The organism is Geodermatophilus sp. URMC 61 (assembly GCF_052931555.1).
Window position 1 is genome coordinate 3,563,291 of sequence record NZ_JBRFHZ010000002.1, and the last position, 17,543, is coordinate 3,580,833.

Sequence of the window (17,543 nt, forward strand, 5' to 3'; positions counted from 1 at the left end):
CCGGGCCGGAACGGTGAACCGGCTGTCCGGTACCCACGTGCGGACGCACCGGCAGCGTCAGCCGCCGGTGCGTCCGAGCACGGGTACCGGGATGGGCGCGCACCCGTGGGGCGCGCCAGTCGTCCAGGATACGCGCTCCTGGACCCGCCCCGGAGGGCGCCTCCGACGGGGGCCGCGCGGGCCTCCGTCCGGCTTACTTGGCCTTCTCGAGGATCTCGACCAGCCGCCACCGCTTGGTGGCCGACGTCGGCCGGGTCTCCATGATCTGCACCCGGTCACCGATGCCGGCGACCTGCTGCTCGTCGTGGGCCTTCAGCTTGCTGGTGCGACGGATGACCTTGCCGTAGAGGCCGTGCTTCACGCGGTCCTCGACCTCGACGACGATGGTCTTGTCCATCTTGTCGCTCACCACGAGGCCCTCGCGGACCTTGCGGTAGCCACGACCGGCCAGGCCGGGGCCCGACGCGGTCTGCGTCTCCTGGGGCTCGCTCATGCCACACCCTCGCTCGGGGCGACCGAGAGGCCCAGCTCGCGCTCGCGCATGATCGTGTAGATCCGGGCGATGTCGCGGCGGACGGTCTGCAGCCGCCGGTTGTTGTCCAGCTGACCGGTGGCCACCTGGAACCGCAGGTTGAACAGTTCTTCCTTCGACTCGCGCAGCCGCGTGGCGAGCTCCTCGGCGGAGAGCTCACGCAGCTCGGGAGCGGTCAGACCGGCGGCCATCACACCTCTCCTTCACGAGTGATGAAGCGGGCCTTCATCGGCAGCTTGTGGATCGCGCGACGCATCGCCTCGCGGGCCACGGACTCCGGCACACCGGACAGCTCGAACATGATCCGGCCCGGCTTCACGTTGGCGACCCACCACTCCGGGGAACCCTTACCGGAACCCATGCGGGTCTCGGCCGGCTTCTTGGTGAGCGGGCGGTCCGGGTAGATGGAGATCCAGACCTTCCCACCACGGCGGATGTGGCGGGTCATCGCGATACGAGCGGACTCGATCTGCCGGTTGGTCACGTACGCCGGCTCCAGGGCCTGGATGGCGTACTCGCCGAAGTTGATCTGCGTACCGCCCTTGGCACGACCCGAACGGCTCGGGTGGTGCTGCTTGCGGTGCTTGACGCGCCGTGGGATCAGCACGTGTCAGCCCTCCGTGGGGTTCTGCGCGGCCGTGTTCTCGGCCGCAGCGGTGGCCTCGGGCCCAGCGGCGTCGGCGACGGACTGCTGGGGGGCGACCTCGCCGGAGGTCGCGGCCACCGCGCTGTCGGTGGTGTCGACGGCCGGACCGGTCGAGGACTCGGCAGCGGCGCGGCCGGCCTCGGTCCCGCCGGCAGTGGTGCCCGAGGAGCCCGACCGGCGCGGACGCTGCGAGCGCTCACGGCGCTGCTGACGGGCGGCGAGCGCCTCGAGGGCCTCCCGCTCGGCACGCGACCCGCTGGCGTCGCCCTTGTAGATCCAGACCTTCACGCCGATGCGGCCGAAGGTGGTCCGGGCCTCGTAGATGCCGTAGTCGATGTTCGCCCGGAGGGTGTGCAGCGGCACCCGGCCCTCGCGGTAGAACTCCGACCGGCTCATCTCGGTGCCGCCCAGGCGACCGGAGCACTGCACCCGGATGCCCTTGACCTGCGGGCTGCGCTGGGCCGACTGCATGGCCTTGCGCATGGCGCGGCGGAAGCTGACCCGGCTGGAGAGCTGCTCGGCGACGCCCTGGGCGACCAGCTGCGCGTCGGCCTCGGGGTTCTTCACCTCGAGGATGTTCAGCTGCACCTGCTTGCCGGTGAGCTTCTCCAGCTCGCCGCGGATGCGGTCGGCCTCCGCGCCGCGGCGGCCGATGACGATGCCCGGCCGGGCGGTGTGGATGTCGACGCGGACCCGGTCACGGGTGCGCTCGATCTCGACCTTGGAGATGCCGGCCCGCTCCATGCCCTTGGACATGAGCTTGCGGATCGCGACGTCTTCCTTGACGTAGTCCTTGTACAGCTTGTCGGCGTACCACCGGGACTTGTAGTCGGTGGTGATGCCCAGACGGAACCCGTGCGGGTTGACCTTCTGACCCACTAGCGGGTCCCTCCTCTCGTGTTGCTCTTCTGCTGCTCAGCCGGGCCGGACTGGCCGGTGCGGCGACGGGCCGTGCGCGACTTGCCGGCGAGCTCGGTGCTGGAGGAGACCTCCGCGACCTCGACGGTGATGTGGCAGGTCCGCTTGTTGATGCGGTAGGCGCGACCCTGGGCGCGCGGACGGATCCGCTTCAGCGTCGGGCCCTCGTCGACGTACGCCGCGCTGACGACCAGCGCGGCGGGGTCGAGCCGCAGGTTGTGCTCGGCGTTGGCGACCGCGCTGGCGACCACCTTGAGGACCGGCTCGCTGGCGGCCTGCGGCGCGTAGCGCAGCAGTGCCAGGGCCTCGTCGGTCGGCAGGTAGCGGATGAGGTCCACCACCCGGCGTGCCTTCATGGGGGTGACGCGGACGAACCGGGCGGTGGCCCGGGCGACCGGCGTCTCCTGTCCCAGTTGGGATGTCATGGGGATCTCTCTCTACCTGGTCAGCCGCGCCGGGACCGGCGGTCGTCCTTCACGTGCCCACGGAAGGTGCGGGTGGGGGCGAACTCGCCGAGCTTGTGCCCGACCATCGCCTCGGTCACGAAGACCGGCACGTGCTTGCGGCCGTCGTGGACGGCGATCGTGTGGCCGAGCATGTCGGGGATGATCGTCGAGCGGCGCGACCAGGTCCGGATGACGTTCTTGGTGCCCTTGTCGTTCTGCGCGTCCACCTTCTTGAGCAGGTGGTCGTCGACGAACGGGCCCTTCTTCAGGCTGCGTGGCATGTCTGTCGGACTCCTCTACCCGCTCAGCGCTTCTTGTTGGTGCGGCGACGGCGCACGATCAGGGCGTCGCTGGCCTTGCGCTTGCGCGTGCGGCCCTCGGGCTTGCCCTTCGGGTTCACCGGGTGGCGACCACCGGAGGTCTTGCCCTCACCACCACCGTGCGGGTGGTCCACCGGGTTCATGGCGACACCGCGGACGGTCGGGCGCTTGCCCTTCCACCGCATGCGGCCGGCCTTGCCCCAGTTGATGTTCGACTGCTCGGCGTTGCCCACCTCGCCGACCGTCGCGCGGCAGCGGACGTCGACGTTGCGGATCTCGCCCGACGGCATGCGCAGCTGCGCCAGGCGGCCCTCGCGGGCCACCAGCTGGACGCTGGTGCCGGCCGAGCGGGCGATCTTGGCGCCGCCACCGGGCCGCAGCTCGATGGCGTGGACCACCGTGCCGACGGGGATGTTGCGCAGCGGCAGGTTGTTGCCCGGCTTGATGTCGGCCGCGGGGCCGCACTCGACCGTGTCGCCCTGCTTCAGCCGCGCCGGGGCGATGATGTAGCGCTTCTCGCCGTCGGCGAAGTGCAGCAGCGCGATGCGCGAGGTGCGGTTGGGGTCGTACTCGATGTGCGCGACCTTGGCCGGCACGCCGTCCTTGTCGGCCCGGCGGAAGTCGATCACCCGGTAGGCGCGCTTGTGCCCGCCGCCCTGGTGCCGCGCGGTGACCTTCCCGTGGACGTTGCGCCCGCCGCGCCCGTGCAGCGGCCGGACCAGCGACTTCTCGGGATGGTCGCGGGTGACCTCGGCGAAGTCGGCGACGCTGGAGCCGCGGCGGCCCGGCGTCGTCGGCTTGTACTTGCGGATAGCCATTGCTGACTCAGTTCCTCTGTCTCTGGTCCGGACGGTCGCGGCGCTCAGGCGCCGGGACCACCGAAGATCTCGATGCGGTCGCCGGGCGCCAGCGAGACGATGGCGCGCTTGGTGTCCTTGCGCTTGCCGAGCTTGTTGCCCCGGCTGCGCTTGCGCTTGCCCGGACGGTTCACCGTGTTCACGCCGAGCACCTTGACGTTGAAGATCTGCTCGACCGCGATCTTGATCTGCGTCTTGTTGGCCTCGGGCAGGACGACGAACGTGTACTGGTTCTCGTCGAGCAGCCCGTAGCTCTTCTCCGAGATGACCGGGGACAGCAGGACGTCCCGGGGGTCGCGGACGCTCACTTGGTCTCCTCGCTGGTGCTCGTCGGCCGCGTGAACGGCGCTGCTGTGCCCTCGGGCGAGCTCGCCGGCTCCTCGGCGGTGTCGCTGTCAGTGGCGATGTCGAGGTCGGTGGTGCCCTCGGCCGGCTGGATCGACGGGATGGCGCCCGGCACGTCGGGGGTCGTCAGGTCGGGCTTGGCGACCTCCCGGCCCTTCGCGGGACCGGCGACGAACTCGGCGAGCGCGGCCTCGGTGAAGACGACCTCGTCGGCGACCAGCACGTCGTAGGTGTTGAGCTGGCCGGCCTCGAGCAGGTGCACCTGCGGCAGGTTGCGCAGGCTCACCCAGTTGAGGGTGTCGTCGCGGTCGAGGACCACGAGCACCCGCTTGGCCTGGGTCACCGACTGGAGGGTCGCCAGCGCGGCCTTGGTCCCCGGGGCGTCGCCGTCGACGAAGGTGGTGACCACGTGCACGCGGTTGGCGCGGGCCCGGTCGGAGAGCGCGCCCCGGAGAGCGGCGGCCTTCATCTTCTTCGGCGTCTTCTGCGAGTAGTCCCGCGGCTGGGGCCCGTGGACGGTGCCACCGCCGGTGAACTGCGGTGCCCGGATGGAGCCCTGCCGTGCGCGGCCGGTGCCCTTCTGGCGGTACGGCTTGATGCCACCGCCACTGACCTGGCCACGGGTCTTGGTCGCGTGCGTGCCCTGGCGCGCGGCGGCCAGCTGGGCCACCACGACCTGGTGCATCAGCGAGACGTTGGCCGACGCGTCGAAGAGCTCACCGGGCAGCGTCACGCTGCCGGAGGTCTCCCCCGCCGGGGTCCGGACGTCGACCTGGCGGTCGGTCCGGGTCTGGGTCGACTGGGTCACTGGTTGTCACTCCCCACGGGGCCGCCCTTGACGGCCGAGCGGACGAGCACGAGGCCGCCCTTCGGGCCGGGGATCGCGCCCTTGATCAGCAGCAGCCCACGCTCGGCGTCCACCTTGTGCACGTTGAGCGAGAGGGTCGTCGTCTTGACCGCACCCATGCGGCCGGCCATGCGCAGGCCCTTGAACACGCGGCCGGGGGTCGAGGCCCCGCCGATGGAACCGGGCGACCGGTGCTTGCGCTGGGTGCCGTGCGCGGCGCCCAGGCCACGGAAGCCGTGCCGCTTCATGACACCGGCCGTGCCCTTGCCCTTGCTGGTGCCGATGACGTCGACCTTCGCGACACCGTCGAAGACCTCGGCGGTCAGCTCCTGGCCGACCGTGTAGTTCGAGGCGTCCTCGGTGCGCAGCTCGACCAGGTGACGACGCGGCGTCACGCCCGCCTTGGCGAAGTGCCCGCCCTCGGGCTTGTTCACCTTGCGCGGGTCGATCTCACCGAAGCCGAGCTGGACGGCGGAGTAGCCGTCGACCTCGGGGGTGCGCACCTGGGTCACCACACACGGGCCCGCCTTGACGACGGTCACCGGCACGATGCGGTTGTTCTCGTCGAAGACCTGGGTCATGCCCAGCTTCTCGCCGAGGAGACCACGGAATGTGCTCGCCATGTCTGCTGACTGCCCTTACTGGATGTTCACGTCGACCGAGGCCGGCAGGTCGATGCGCATGAGCGCGTCGACCGTCTTCGGCGTCGGGTCGAGGATGTCGATGAGCCGCTTGTGCGTGCGCATCTCGAAGTGCTCGCGCGAGTCCTTGTACTTGTGCGGCGAGCGGATGACGCAGTACACGTTCTTCTCCGTCGGCAGCGGCACCGGGCCGACGACGCGCGCACCGGTCTTGGTCACCGTGTCGACGATGCGCCGCGCCGAGGCGTCGATCGCCTCGTGGTCGTAGGCCTTCAGCCGGATGCGGATCTTCTGTCCCGCCATCGCTGTCTTCTGCTCCTGCCGATCGGTGTCTGTTCGTAGCTGGGGAACGCCGGGTGGTCCGGACCTCATCCGGTCTGGCCCCAGCGGGATGGGTGGCCGTGCCCACACGGCGCGGCCACCCGAGGACGGGCGGCGGCACAGGGGTGTGCCGCCGCCCGTCAGGGGTGTTACTTGAGGATCTTGGTGACGCGACCGGCGCCGACGGTACGGCCACCCTCACGGATGGCGAACCGCAGGCCCTCCTCCATGGCGATCGGCTGGATGAGCTCGACCGTCATCTCGGTGTTGTCGCCCGGCATGACCATCTCGGTGCCGGCCGGCAGGGTCACGACGCCCGTGACGTCCGTGGTCCGGAAGTAGAACTGCGGACGGTAGTTGTTGAAGAAGGGCGTGTGACGACCACCCTCGTCCTTCGAGAGGATGTAGACCGAGCCCTCGAAGTTGGTGTGCGGGGTGATCGAACCCGGCTTCACGACGACCTGACCGCGCTCGACGTCCTCGCGCTTGATGCCGCGGAGCAGCAGACCGACGTTGTCACCGGCCTGGCCCTGGTCGAGCAGCTTGCGGAACATCTCGACGCCGGTGACGGTGGTCTTGGTGGAGTTCGGGCGGATGCCGACGATCTCGACCTCCTCGGAGACCTTGACGATGCCGCGCTCCACGCGACCGGTCACGACGGTGCCGCGACCGGTGATGGTGAAGACGTCTTCGACCGGCATGAGGAACGGCTTGTCGATCTCACGCTGCGGCTCGGGGATCGCGGTGTCGACCGCGTTCATGAGCTCCATGAGCTTGTCGCCCCACTCGGCGTCGCCCTCGAGGGCCTTGAGCGCCGAGACGCGGACCACGGGGACGTCGTCGCCCGGGAACTCGTACTCGGACAGCAGCTCGCGGACCTCCAGCTCGACGAGCTCGAGGATCTCCTCGTCGTCGACCATGTCGGCCTTGTTGAGCGCCACGACGATGTAGGGGACGCCGACCTGGCGGGCCAGGAGGACGTGCTCCTTGGTCTGCGGCATCGGGCCGTCGGTGGCGGCGACCACCAGGATGGCGCCGTCCATCTGCGCCGCACCGGTGATCATGTTCTTGATGTAGTCGGCGTGCCCGGGGCAGTCGACGTGCGCGTAGTGACGGTTCTCCGTCTGGTACTCGACGTGGGCGATCGAGATCGTGATGCCGCGGGCCTTCTCCTCGGGCGCCTTGTCGATCTGGTCGAAGGCCGACGCCTCGTTGAGGTCCGGGTACTTGTCGTGCAGCACCTTGGTGATCGCCGCGGTCAGCGTGGTCTTGCCGTGGTCGATGTGCCCGATGGTGCCGATGTTGACGTGCGGCTTGGTCCGCTCGAACTTGGCCTTGGCCACTGGGTTCCTCTCCTCGTGGTTTCGCAGTCGTGCGCGAACTCTGGGGTGGGCTTGCTGGGGGCCGGGCGGGGACGTACCCCACCCGGCGGGTCACTCGCCGGTCGCCGTGGCGAAGCCCATGGCTCGGCTCCGGGAACGCTGCGCCCCTCGGGCCGTGGACGGCCCTACGGTGCTCACTCTCCCGTCGCCTTAGCGATGATCTCCTTGGCGACGTTGGCCGGGACCTCGGCGTACGAGTCGAACACCATGGTGTAGCTCGCCCGCCCCTGGGTGCGGCTGCGCAGGTCGCCCACGTAGCCGAACATCTCCGAGAGCGGGACCAGGGCCCGGACGACGCGGGCGCCGGAGCGCTCCTCCATCGCCTGGATCATCCCGCGCCGGGAGTTCAGGTCGCCGATGACGTCACCCATGTAGTCCTCGGGCGTGACGACCTCGACGGCCATCATCGGCTCGAGCAGGGCCGGGTTGGCCTTGCGCGCGGCCTCCTTGAAGACCATCGAGCCGGCGATCTTGAAGGCCATCTCCGAGGAGTCGACCTCGTGGTACTGGCCGTCCACCAGGGTGGCCTTGACACCGACGACCGGGTAGCCGGCGAGGATGCCGTACTGCATGGCGTCCTGGATGCCCTGGTCGACCGAGGGGATGTACTCCTTCGGGATGCGACCACCGGTCACGGCGTTCTCGAACTCGTAGGTCGCCGAGTCGCCGCTGACCTCGAGGGGCGCCAGGGTGACCTGGACCTTCGCGAACTGACCCGACCCACCGGTCTGCTTCTTGTGGGTGTAGTCGTACTTCTCGACGGTCTTGCGGATCGTCTCGCGGTAGGCGACCTGCGGCTTGCCGACGTTGGCCTCGACCTTGAACTCGCGCCGCATGCGGTCGACGAGGATCTCCAGGTGGAGCTCGCCCATGCCGGAGATGACGGTCTGACCGGTCTCCTCGTCGAGGCGGACCTGGAAGGTCGGGTCCTCCTCGGCCAGCTTCTGGATGGCCGTGCCCAGCTTCTCCTGGTCGCTCTTGGTCTTCGGCTCGATGGCCACCGAGATGACGGGCGCCGGGAAGGTCATCGACTCCAGGATGACCGGGTTCTGCGGGTCGCAGAGCGTGTCACCCGTGGTGGTCTGCTTCAGGCCGACGACCGCGACGATCTGGCCGGCACCCACGCCCTCGCGCTCCTCGCGCTTGTTGGCGTGCATCTGGTAGATCTTGCCGATCCGCTCCTTGCGGTCCTTGGTGCTGTTGAGCACCGGGGACCCGGAGGAGAGCTTGCCGGAGTACACGCGGACGTAGGTCAGCTTGCCGAGGTGCTGGTCCGTCTGGATCTTGAAGGCCAGCGCCGAGAACGGCTCGGTCTCGTCGGCGTGCCGGATGACCTCGGTCTCGCCGTCCAGCGCGGTGCCGACGATCGCCTCGATGTCCAGCGGGCTGGGCAGGTAGTCGACGACCGCGTCGAGCAGCGGCTGGACGCCCTTGTTCTTGAAGGCGGTGCCGGTGAGGACCGGGTTGACCTGCGCGGCGATGGTCGCCTTGCGGATCGCGGCCTTCAGGCGCTCGACGGAGATCTCCTCGCCGCCGAGGTAGGCCTCCATCAGGTCGTCGTCGGTCTCGGCGATGTTCTCGAGCAGCTTCTCGCGGTACTCGGCGGCCTGGTCGGCGAGGTCGGCCGGGATCTCCTCGACCGAGTAGTCCTCACCCATGGCGGTCTCGCCGCGCCAGGTCAGTGCCCGCATCTGCACCAGGTCGACGACGCCGATGAAGTCGGCCTCGGCGCCGATGGGCAGCTGCAGCACCAGCGGGTTGGCGCCGAGCCGCTCGACCATCATGTCGACGCAGCGGAAGAAGTTGGCACCGGTGCGGTCGAGCTTGTTGACGAAGCACATGCGCGGGACGCCGTACTTCTCGGCCTGCCGCCACACCTGCTCGGTCTGCGGCTCCACGCCGGCGACACCGTCGTAGACCGCGACGGCACCGTCGAGCACCCGCAGCGACCGCTCCACCTCGACGGTGAAGTCGACGTGCCCCGGGGTGTCGATGATGTTGATGTCGTAGCCGTTCCAGGAGCACTTCGTCGCGGCGGACGTGATGGTGATGCCGCGCTCCTGCTCCTGCTCCATCCAGTCCATCGTGGCCGCGCCGTCGTGGACCTCACCGATCTTGTAGTTGATACCGGTGTAGAAGAGGATGCGCTCGGTCGTCGTGGTCTTGCCGGCGTCGATGTGCGCCATGATCCCGATGTTGCGGGTCCTGGCGAGGGTGGCCTGGCTGTCGGCCATCTGTCTCTCCTCTTTGGATCGGGTCCGCGTGCGGTGTCCGGGCGGTGGCCCGGTTCACCCGCCGGCCGCGGGGGCTGGCGGAGCCAGCCGGGGTGGCACTTACCAGCGGTAGTGCGCGAAGGCCTTGTTGGACTCGGCCATCTTGTGGGTGTCCTCGCGGCGCTTGACCGCGGCGCCGAGACCGTTGCTCGCGTCGAGCAGCTCGTTCATCAGGCGCTCGGTCATCGTCTTCTCGCGACGGGCGCGGCTGTACTGGATCAGCCAGCGCAGGCCGAGAGTGGTGCTGCGCGAGGCGCGGACCTCGACCGGGACCTGGTAGGTCGCACCACCGACGCGGCGGCTGCGGACCTCGAGGGCCGGCTTGACGTTGTCCAGCGCGCGCTTGAGCGTGACCACCGGGTCGGTGTCGGTCTTGGCGCGGCAGCCCTCGAGGGCGCCGTAGACGATCGCCTCGGCGACCGAGCGCTTGCCGTCGACGAGCACCTTGTTGACCAGCTGGGTCACCAGCGGCGACTGGTACACCGGGTCGGCGACCAGCGGGCGACGCGGTGCGGGGCCCTTGCGCGGCATGTCAGCTCTTCTCCTTCTTCGCGCCGTACCGGCTGCGAGCCTGCTTGCGGTTGCGGACACCCTGGGTGTCGAGCGAGCCGCGGATGATCTTGTAGCGCACGCCGGGGAGGTCCTTCACGCGACCGCCGCGCACGAGCACCATCGAGTGCTCCTGCAGGTTGTGGCCGACGCCCGGGATGTAGGCGGTCACCTCGATGCCACTCGTGAGGCGGACGCGAGCGACCTTGCGCAGCGCCGAGTTCGGCTTCTTCGGCGTCGTCGTGTACACGCGGGTGCACACGCCACGACGCTGAGGGGAGCCCTTCAGCGCCGGGGTCTTGGTCTTCTCGACCTTGTCCTCGCGGCCCTTGCGGACCAGCTGGTTGATCGTGGGCATGGGTGGCCTGGATCTCCTACCTGCGCTGGGTCGTGCTGTGGACGGTGCTCTGTCGTGCCGGGTGCCGGTCCTGCCGGGGCCGTACCCGCCTCCGGCCGTGACCCACCACCGGTCCCCGCGGTCGGGCGTGTCGCCCTCCCCAGGACCGGCCGGCGCTTCGAACCGGATCGGTCGCCCCCCGCGACTCGGCGCCACCACCTGTCGGCAGGCGCACCGCGAACGGGAGCAGGCCCAGGACACCCTGGGCACGGCTGACCACGATACCCGCGTGCCGGAGACCGGTCAAAGTCGGGTCCGGCACGCTTCGGCGGGCGGGGTCGAGCCCTCTCCACCGGGGTACGCGGGGGTCAACGCCGCCCGGTGACCTGGTGTTCCCGGACCGGGCCCGCGGACCCGGCGCGGGCCGGGGGTGGCGCGACTGTAACGGTTCCGGCCCGCTCCCGGGTCACGTCGCCGGACCGACACCCCGGGCAGGCAGGACTGTCGTACCCCTGCCCTACGGTCGGTGCCAGGACGCCCACCCAGCGCAACCGGAGGATCCCGTGCACGTCGACCTCGCCCGCGAGCTGAAGGCCCACCTGTCGGCCCGGCTGGCCCGGTGGAGCGGACGGGTGACGGCCAGGGACGCCGCCGGGCGGGGCTGGGCGCGTCCGGCCCTGGGGCTGGCGCCCGTCGGCCGGGACCAGGCGCACCTGGCCATCCGGCTGGCGGCGAAGGAGGACGCCGACGTCCTCGTGTCCGGCCTGGCCGACGCGGTGCTCGAGGAGATCGACGTCCGCGTCATCGGCGCCGTCCGGTCGCTGTCCTCCCCCACGCCCGAGGAGCTGCGGCGGCGCACCCGGCCGCTCGCGCCGGGCCTGTCCGTGGCCCACCCGGCGGTCACGGCCGGCACCCTCGGCGGCTTCGTCCGGGTCGGCGGGCGGCTGGCGATCCTGTCCAACAACCACGTGCTGGCCGCCGGCGACGCCGCCGCGGTGGGTGACCCGGTGCTGCAGCCGGGCCCGGCCGACGGTGGTGTCCCGACGACCGACCGGGTCGCCACCCTGACCGCCTTCGAGCGGTTCACCGCCGACCGGGCGAACCGGGTGGACGCCGCGGTCGCCGTCGTCGACGCCGAACTCCCGGTCGAGCCGGGCAGGCTGCCCGGCGGGCCGCTGGGGGCCGACCCCGTCGAGGTGGACGACGTCGAGCCCGACGAGCAGGTGGAGAAGGTGGGACGCACCACCGGGTACACGGTCGGGCGGGTCAGCGCCGTGGAGGTCGACGGCGTGGCCGTGCAGTACGACGAGGGCCTCTACACCTTCGACGACCAGATCGAGATCGACGGCGTCGCGGGCCCCTTCAGCGCCGGCGGCGACAGCGGCTCGGTGATCTGGCGGAGCGCCGACCGCGCGCCCCTCGGCCTGCTCTTCGCGGGCAGCGAGACGGGTGGGCGCACCGGTGGCGGGGTCACCTTCGCCAACCCCCTGGCCACCGTGCTCTCGGTCCTGGACCTCCAGTGGGTCGCCTCCTGAGCTGCCGGCCCCGTCCGGGGCACGGCCCCGAGCCGGCGAGGGGCGAGGACGGCGGGGTCCTCCCATGGCGGGGGCAGGGGGTCCCCTACTGTCGCGACGGCCTGATCAGGGGCACCATGAGGTGCATGAGCGACCGCGCGTCCGCCCGAGCCGCCAAGAGCGCCCTGAGCCACCGCCTGGCGGCCGACCCGGGCGTCGTCGGTGTCGGGTTGGCCCGTCGGGACAGCGGCTACGTCGTGAAGGTGGACCTGGCCGACGCGCACGCCGCCGAGCGGGTGCCCGGGGACGTCGACGGCGTCCGCGTGGTGACCGAGGTCGTCGGGGTCGTCCGGCCGCTCTGAGGCCGGACCGGACGCACCGGCCCTCCCCGCTACGGTCGGCGGCGGCGCCGACGGTGGCGTCGCCGACCTGAGGAGTGGACGTGCGCATCGGCATCCAGGCCAGCTACAGCGGGGGGTTCCGCGAGACCGCCGCGGAGATCCGCGAGCTCGAGTCGGCGGGGCTCGACCTCGCCACGGTCGCGGAGGTCTACACCTTCGACGCCGTCAGTCAGCTGGGCTACCTGGCCGCGGTGACCGAGCGCGTCGAGCTGATGAGCGGGATCTTCCCCATCTACAGCCGCACCCCGGCCCTGACCGCCATGACGGCCGCGGGCCTGGACTTCGTGTCCGGCGGCCGCTTCACCCTCGGACTGGGCGCCTCCGGCCCCCAGGTGATCGAGGGCTGGCACGGCGTCCCCTACGACGCCCCGCTGCAGCGCACCCGGGAGGTCGTGGAGATCTGCCGGCAGGTCTGGCGCCGGGAGCGACTGGTGCACGAGGGCCCCAAGTACACGATCCCGCTGCCGGCCGATCAGGGCACCGGCCTGGGCAAGCCGCTGAAGCTCATCAACACACCGGTGCGCGACCGGATCCCGGTCATGCTGGCCGCCCTCGGCCCCAAGAACGTCGAGATGGCCGCCGAGATCGCCGAGGCGTGGGAGCCGATCTTCTTCATGCCGGAGAAGGCGGGCTCCGTCTGGGGCGACTCGCTGGCCGCGGGGAAGGCCAAGCGGGACCCGGCCCTGGGCGACCTGCAGATCGTCGTCGGCGTCTCCGTCGCCATCGGGGACGACGTCGGCCCGATGCTGGAGCAGGTGCGCCCCCAGCTGGCCCTCTACATCGGCGGCATGGGCGCCCGCGGCAAGAACTTCTACAACGACCTCGCCCGGCGCTACGGCTACGAGGACGAGGCCCGCACCATCCAGGACCTCTACCTCGACGGCAAGAAGGACGAGGCGGCCGCCGTCGTCCCCGAGGAGCTGGTGCGGGCGGTCTCCCTCGTCGGGCCGGAGTCCTACGTCGCCGAGCGGGTGGCCGCCTTCCGCGAGGCCGGCGTCACCACGCTGATGCTGCAGCCCCTCGACGGCAGCCCCGAGGGCCGGCTGCGGACGGTGGAGACCATGCGCAAGATCGCCGATCGGTGAGCACCCGAGTTCCGTCACGTGACGGCGCGGGCGCCATCCCCGGCCGTGGTGCCATCCCCGCGGCACCGTCCTGAGTCACTGTTCCAGGTCCTGGTTCAGCACTGGTCGTGAGCGAGGACCGCGGATGGTCAGCTGAGCTGATCACCCGCGGGTGGCGAACACGAGAGGGGCCCGCAGGCGGTGCGCCTGCGGGCCCCTCTCGTGCACTACCGGGGATCAGCCCCGCCAGTCGTACTCCTCGAGGCGCACGGCCTCGCCGCTGCCCTGACCGAAGACGTCCGGGCTGTAGTACTGCCCGTCGTCGTACCCGGCCATCGTGTAGACGGCGGCGCGGGCCTCCTCGGTCGGCTCGACCGTGATGTTCCGGTAGCGGCTGATGCCCGTACCCGCCGGGATCAGCTTGCCGATGATCACGTTCTCCTTGAGGCCGAGCAGGCTGTCGCTCTTGCCCTGGATCGCGGCGTCGGTGAGCACCTTGGTCGTCTCCTGGAAGGAGGCGGCCGACAGCCACGACTCGGTCGCGAGCGAGGCCTTGGTGATGCCCATGAGCACCGGGCGGGCCGAGGCCGGCTCGCCGCCCTCGGCGACGACCCGACGGTTCTCGGTCTCGAACAGCGTCCGCTCGACCAGCGCACCGGGCAGGAACTCCGTCGCGCCCGAGTCGATGATGGTCACCCGCTTCAGCATCTGCCGGATGATCACCTCGATGTGCTTGTCGTGGATCGACACGCCCTGGCTGCGGTAGACCTCCTGGACCTCCCGGACCAGGTGCAGCTGCACCTCACGCGGGCCCATGATCCGCAGCACCTCGTGCGGGTCGACCGCACCCTCGGTGAGCTGCTCGCCGACCTCGACGTGGCCGCCGTCCTCGACCCGCAGGCGCGAGCGACGCGACAGCTTGTCGTAGACGACCTCGTCGGAGCCGTCGTCCGGGGTGATCGTGAGCTTGCGGAACTGCTCGCCGTCCTCGATGCGGACGGTGCCGGCCAGCTCGGCGATCGGGGCCTTGCCCTTGGGGACGCGGGCCTCGAAGAGCTCCACCACACGCGGCAGACCGTGGGTGATGTCCTCACCCGCGACACCACCGGTGTGGAAGGTGCGCATCGTCAGCTGGGTGCCGGGCTCACCGATCGACTGGGCGGCGATGATGCCGACCGCCTCGCCGACGTCCACCAGCTTGCCGGTCGCCAGGGAGCGGCCGTAGCAGGTGGCGCAGGTGCCGAGCAGCGACTCGCAGGTCAGGACGCAGCGGACCTTGACCTCCGAGACGCCGGCCTCGACCAGCTGGCTGATCAGCACGTCGCCGAGGTCGGCGCCGGCCTGGGCGATCAGCGTGCCGTCCTCGGCCGTCACGTCGGCGGCCAGCGCACGGGCGTAGACGCTGGTCTCGACGTGCGGGTCCCGGGTCAGCTGACCGTCGACCACCGTCGCGATCGGCATGACCACGCCGCGGTCGGTGCCGCAGTCCTCCTCGCGGATGATGACGTCCTGCGAGACGTCCACCAGCCGGCGGGTGAGGTACCCGGAGTCCGCGGTGCGGAGCGCCGTGTCGGCCAGACCCTTGCGGGCACCGTGCGTGGAGATGAAGTACTCCAGCACGGACAGACCCTCCCGGAAGTTGGCCTTGATCGGCCGCGGGATGATCTCGCCCTTCGGGTTCGCCACCAGACCGCGCATACCGGCGATCTGGCTGATCTGCATCATGTTGCCTCGGGCGCCCGAGTTGACCATGACCCAGACCGGGTTGGTGGTCGGGAAGTTGTCCACCATCGCCTGGCTGACCTCGGCCCGCGCGCGGGTCCAAATCTCGATCAGCTCGCCACGACGCTCGGCGTCGGTGATGACACCGCGCTCGTACTGGCGCTCGATCTGCCGGGCCTCGTTCTCGTGCCGGTCGAGGATCTCCTGCTTGGCCGGCGGGGTGACGACGTCGTCGATGGCGATCGTGACACCCGAGCGGGTGGCCCAGCGGAAGCCGGCCGACTTGAGGGCGTCCAGCGTCGCCGCGACCTGCACCTTGGGGTAGCGCTCGGCGAGGTCGTTGACGATCGCCCCGAGCTCCTTCTTCGGCACCTGGTAGTTGACGAAGCGGTAGTCCTCGGGCAGTGCCTCGTTGAACAGCACCCGCCCCAGGCTGGTCTCGACCAGCGCCGGCGCACCCGGGGTCCAGTCCTCGGGCTGCTCCCACGCGGGGTTGACCTTGCCGTTGTCGACGCCGAACACCTCGTCGAGGCGGATCAGCGCCCGCTCCTGCAGACCCAGCGCACCCTTGTCGAAGGCCATGATGGCCTCGGCGGTGGAGCCGTAGGCCGCCGGCGTGCCGCCGTCGGCCTCGTGCCGGCTCGGCACCAGGGTGGTCAAGTGGTACAGGCCCAGCACCATGTCCTGGGTCGGCGCGGTGATCGGGCGACCGTCGGCCGGCGACAGGATGTTGTTCGACGACAGCATCAGGATCCGGGCCTCGGCCTGCGCCTCGGCCGACAGCGGCAGGTGCACCGCCATCTGGTCACCGTCGAAGTCCGCGTTGAACGCGGTGCAGACCAGCGGGTGGATCTGGATGGCCTTGCCCTCGACCAGCTGCGGCTCGAAGGCCTGGATGCCCAGGCGGTGCAGCGTCGGCGCCCGGTTCAGCAGCACCGGGTGCTCGGTGATGACCTCCTCGAGCACGTCCCACACGACCGGCCGCGCGCGCTCCACCATCCGCTTGGCGGACTTGATGTTCTGCGCGTGGTTGAGGTCGACCAGCCGCTTCATGACGAAGGGCTTGAACAGCTCCAGCGCCATCTGCTTGGGCAGGCCGCACTGGTGCAGCTTCAGCTGCGGGCCGACGACGATGACCGAACGGCCGGAGTAGTCGACGCGCTTGCCGAGCAGGTTCTGGCGGAACCGGCCCTGCTTGCCCTTGAGCAGGTCGGACAGCGACTTCAGCGGGCGGTTGCCCGGGCCGGTCACCGGCCGGCCGCGGCGGCCGTTGTCGAACAGCGCGTCCACGGACTCCTGCAGCATCCGCTTCTCGTTGTTCACGATGATCTCGGGCGCGCCGAGGTCGAGCAGACGCTTGAGCCGGTTGTTCCGGTTGATGACCCGGCGGTACAGGTCGTTCATGTCGCTGGTGGCGAAGCGGCCACCGTCGAGCTGCACCATCGGGCGCAGGTCCGGCGGGATGACCGGCACGCAGTCGAGCACCATGCCCATGGGCGAGTTGCGCGTCTGCTGGAACGCCGCGACGACCTTGAGCCGCTTGAGGGCCCGCAGCTTGCGCTGGCCCTTGCCGCTGCGGATGGTCTCGCGCAGCGTGGCGGCCTCGGCGTCGAGGTCGAAGTCGGCGAGCAGCTTCTGCAGCGCCGCGGCACCCATGCCGCCCTCGAAGTACTCACCGAAGCGGTCGCGCAGCTCGCGGTAGAGGCCCTCGTCGGCGATGAGCTGCTTGACCTCGAGCTTGCGGAAGGTGTCGAGCACCTCCTCGAGGCGGTCGATCTCCCGCTGGGCGCGGTCGCGCAGCTGGCGCATCTCGCGCTCGCCGCCCTCACGCACCTTGCGGCGGACGTCGGACTTGGCGCCCTCGGCCTCGAGCTCGGCGAGGTCGGCCTCCAGCTTCTGCTGGCGGGCCTCCACGTCGGCGTCGCGGCGGCTCTCGAGGTTGTGCTTCTCCGCGCTGATCTCGGCCTCGATGGTCGGGAGGTCGCGGTGGCGCGCCTCGTCGTCGACCGAGGTGATCAGGTAGGCCGCGAAGTAGATGATCTTCTCGAGGTCCTTGGGCGCCAGGTCGAGCAGGTAGCCCAGGCGCGAGGGGACGCCCTTGAAGAACCAGATGTGGGTGACCGGCGCGGCCAGCTCGATGTGGCCCATCCGCTCACGGCGCACCTTGGCGCGGGTCACCTCGACGCCGCAGCGCTCACAGATGATGCCCTTGAAGCGGACGCGCTTGTACTTCCCGCAGTAGCACTCCCAGTCCCGCGTGGGACCGAAGATCTTCTCGCAGAAGAGACCGTCCTTCTCCGGGCGGAGGGTGCGGTAGTTGATGGTCTCGGGCTTCTTCACCTCACCGTGCGACCACTGACGGATGTCGTCGCCGCTGGCCAGGCCGATGCGGAGCTCGTCGAAGAAGTTGACGTCGAGCACTGAGTGG

At 70.4% G+C, this 17,543-nt stretch carries 19 protein-coding genes; 3 read left to right on the top strand and 16 right to left on the bottom strand.

Annotated features, from left to right (window positions below):
* Positions 1–193: 193 nt before the first annotated feature.
* The 15 genes from rpsQ to rpsL form a co-directional block, all read right to left on the bottom strand.
* On the bottom strand, positions 194–493 hold the full coding sequence (gene rpsQ, locus ACU610_RS16590) for a 30S ribosomal protein S17 (RefSeq protein ID WP_446768802.1): 300 nt from the start codon (positions 491–493) through the stop codon (positions 194–196).
* Complete coding sequence (rpmC, locus tag ACU610_RS16595) at positions 490–723, bottom strand: 50S ribosomal protein L29 (protein WP_091213403.1); 234 nt, start codon at positions 721–723, stop codon at positions 490–492. The genes rpsQ and rpmC overlap by 4 nt, the downstream gene beginning before the upstream one ends.
* Complete coding sequence (rplP, locus tag ACU610_RS16600; protein ID WP_446768803.1) at positions 723–1,139, bottom strand: 50S ribosomal protein L16; 417 nt, start codon at positions 1,137–1,139, stop codon at positions 723–725. Before rplP ends, rpmC begins: the two co-directional genes overlap by 1 nt.
* Before the next feature lie 3 nt (positions 1,140–1,142).
* Positions 1,143–2,057 carry a 30S ribosomal protein S3 gene (gene rpsC / locus ACU610_RS16605; RefSeq protein WP_446768804.1) on the bottom strand — a complete coding sequence of 305 codons (915 nt, stop codon included), beginning with the start codon at positions 2,055–2,057 and terminating at the stop codon, positions 1,143–1,145.
* Positions 2,057–2,521 (bottom strand): 50S ribosomal protein L22, encoded by a 465-nt coding sequence (gene rplV / locus ACU610_RS16610; RefSeq protein ID WP_446768805.1) that lies wholly within the window; start codon positions 2,519–2,521, stop codon positions 2,057–2,059. The genes rpsC and rplV overlap by 1 nt, the downstream gene beginning before the upstream one ends.
* A 20-nt stretch (positions 2,522–2,541) precedes the next feature.
* Positions 2,542–2,823 (bottom strand): 30S ribosomal protein S19, encoded by a 282-nt coding sequence (rpsS, locus tag ACU610_RS16615; protein ID WP_012950478.1) that lies wholly within the window; start codon positions 2,821–2,823, stop codon positions 2,542–2,544.
* 23 nt (positions 2,824–2,846) lie between these two features.
* A complete protein-coding gene (rplB, locus tag ACU610_RS16620; RefSeq protein ID WP_091156717.1) occupies positions 2,847–3,680 on the bottom strand; it encodes a 50S ribosomal protein L2 in 834 nt (277 codons plus the stop codon).
* A 44-nt stretch (positions 3,681–3,724) separates the two neighbouring features.
* The gene (gene rplW / locus ACU610_RS16625) at positions 3,725–4,027 is read right to left on the bottom strand and encodes a 50S ribosomal protein L23 (protein ID WP_446768806.1); all 303 of its coding nucleotides are present in this window, start codon (positions 4,025–4,027) and stop codon (positions 3,725–3,727) included.
* Positions 4,024–4,872: a 50S ribosomal protein L4 gene (gene rplD, locus ACU610_RS16630; protein ID WP_446768807.1), complete on the bottom strand. Its 849-nt coding sequence runs from the start codon at positions 4,870–4,872 to the stop codon at positions 4,024–4,026. Before rplD ends, rplW begins: the two co-directional genes overlap by 4 nt.
* Positions 4,869–5,534, bottom strand: coding sequence for a 50S ribosomal protein L3 (gene rplC, locus ACU610_RS16635; RefSeq protein WP_446768808.1), 666 nt, complete (start codon positions 5,532–5,534; stop codon positions 4,869–4,871). The genes rplD and rplC overlap by 4 nt, the downstream gene beginning before the upstream one ends.
* A gap of 15 nt (positions 5,535–5,549) precedes the next feature.
* Positions 5,550–5,855 carry a 30S ribosomal protein S10 gene (gene rpsJ / locus ACU610_RS16640; protein ID WP_014742859.1) on the bottom strand — a complete coding sequence of 102 codons (306 nt, stop codon included), beginning with the start codon at positions 5,853–5,855 and terminating at the stop codon, positions 5,550–5,552.
* A gap of 167 nt (positions 5,856–6,022) precedes the next feature.
* Positions 6,023–7,216 (bottom strand): elongation factor Tu, encoded by a 1,194-nt coding sequence (gene tuf / locus ACU610_RS16645; protein ID WP_446768809.1) that lies wholly within the window; start codon positions 7,214–7,216, stop codon positions 6,023–6,025.
* A gap of 173 nt (positions 7,217–7,389) precedes the next feature.
* Complete coding sequence (fusA, locus tag ACU610_RS16650; protein ID WP_446768810.1) at positions 7,390–9,489, bottom strand: elongation factor G; 2,100 nt, start codon at positions 9,487–9,489, stop codon at positions 7,390–7,392.
* Between the two features lie 99 nt (positions 9,490–9,588).
* Positions 9,589–10,059 carry a 30S ribosomal protein S7 gene (gene rpsG / locus ACU610_RS16655; protein WP_091213426.1) on the bottom strand — a complete coding sequence of 157 codons (471 nt, stop codon included), beginning with the start codon at positions 10,057–10,059 and terminating at the stop codon, positions 9,589–9,591.
* A gap of 1 nt (position 10,060) precedes the next feature.
* Positions 10,061–10,435 (bottom strand): 30S ribosomal protein S12, encoded by a 375-nt coding sequence (rpsL, locus tag ACU610_RS16660; RefSeq protein ID WP_012950487.1) that lies wholly within the window; start codon positions 10,433–10,435, stop codon positions 10,061–10,063.
* 542 nt (positions 10,436–10,977) lie between these two features.
* On the opposite strand from rpsL, the gene ACU610_RS16665 reads away from it, so the two are divergent.
* From ACU610_RS16665 to ACU610_RS16675, 3 genes are all read left to right on the top strand, one after another.
* Positions 10,978–11,949: a hypothetical protein gene (locus ACU610_RS16665; RefSeq protein WP_446768811.1), complete on the top strand. Its 972-nt coding sequence runs from the start codon at positions 10,978–10,980 to the stop codon at positions 11,947–11,949.
* A 125-nt stretch (positions 11,950–12,074) separates the two neighbouring features.
* Entirely contained in the window at positions 12,075–12,290 is a 216-nt protein-coding gene (locus ACU610_RS16670; RefSeq protein ID WP_446768812.1) for a hypothetical protein, read from the top strand.
* Positions 12,291–12,370: 80 nt separating this feature from the next.
* Positions 12,371–13,414, top strand: coding sequence for an LLM class F420-dependent oxidoreductase (locus ACU610_RS16675; RefSeq protein ID WP_446768813.1), 1,044 nt, complete (start codon positions 12,371–12,373; stop codon positions 13,412–13,414).
* A gap of 216 nt (positions 13,415–13,630) precedes the next feature.
* On the opposite strand, the gene ACU610_RS16680 is transcribed toward ACU610_RS16675, so the two are convergent.
* The gene (locus ACU610_RS16680) at positions 13,631–17,536 is read right to left on the bottom strand and encodes a DNA-directed RNA polymerase subunit beta' (protein WP_446768814.1); all 3,906 of its coding nucleotides are present in this window, start codon (positions 17,534–17,536) and stop codon (positions 13,631–13,633) included.
* Positions 17,537–17,543 lie beyond the last annotated feature (7 nt).

Bases quoted from the DNA above. Each gene is read 5' to 3' on its own strand.
- rpsQ (WP_446768802.1), bottom strand. From the start codon at position 493: ATGAGCGAGCCCCAGGAGACGCAGACCGCGTCGGGCCCCGGCCTGGCC.
- rpmC (WP_091213403.1), bottom strand. From the start codon at position 723: ATGGCCGCCGGTCTGACCGCTCCCGAGCTGCGTGAGCTCTCCGCCGAG.
- rplV (WP_446768805.1), bottom strand. From the start codon at position 2,521: ATGACATCCCAACTGGGACAGGAGACGCCGGTCGCCCGGGCCACCGCC.
- rpsS (WP_012950478.1), bottom strand. From the start codon at position 2,823: ATGCCACGCAGCCTGAAGAAGGGCCCGTTCGTCGACGACCACCTGCTC.
- rplB (WP_091156717.1), bottom strand. From the start codon at position 3,680: ATGGCTATCCGCAAGTACAAGCCGACGACGCCGGGCCGCCGCGGCTCC.
- rplC (WP_446768808.1), bottom strand. From the start codon at position 5,534: ATGGCGAGCACATTCCGTGGTCTCCTCGGCGAGAAGCTGGGCATGACC.
- rpsJ (WP_014742859.1), bottom strand. From the start codon at position 5,855: ATGGCGGGACAGAAGATCCGCATCCGGCTGAAGGCCTACGACCACGAG.
- fusA (WP_446768810.1), bottom strand. From the start codon at position 9,489: ATGGCCGACAGCCAGGCCACCCTCGCCAGGACCCGCAACATCGGGATC.
- rpsG (WP_091213426.1), bottom strand. From the start codon at position 10,059: ATGCCGCGCAAGGGCCCCGCACCGCGTCGCCCGCTGGTCGCCGACCCG.
- rpsL (WP_012950487.1), bottom strand. From the start codon at position 10,435: ATGCCCACGATCAACCAGCTGGTCCGCAAGGGCCGCGAGGACAAGGTC.
- ACU610_RS16670 (WP_446768812.1), top strand. From the start codon at position 12,075: ATGAGCGACCGCGCGTCCGCCCGAGCCGCCAAGAGCGCCCTGAGCCAC.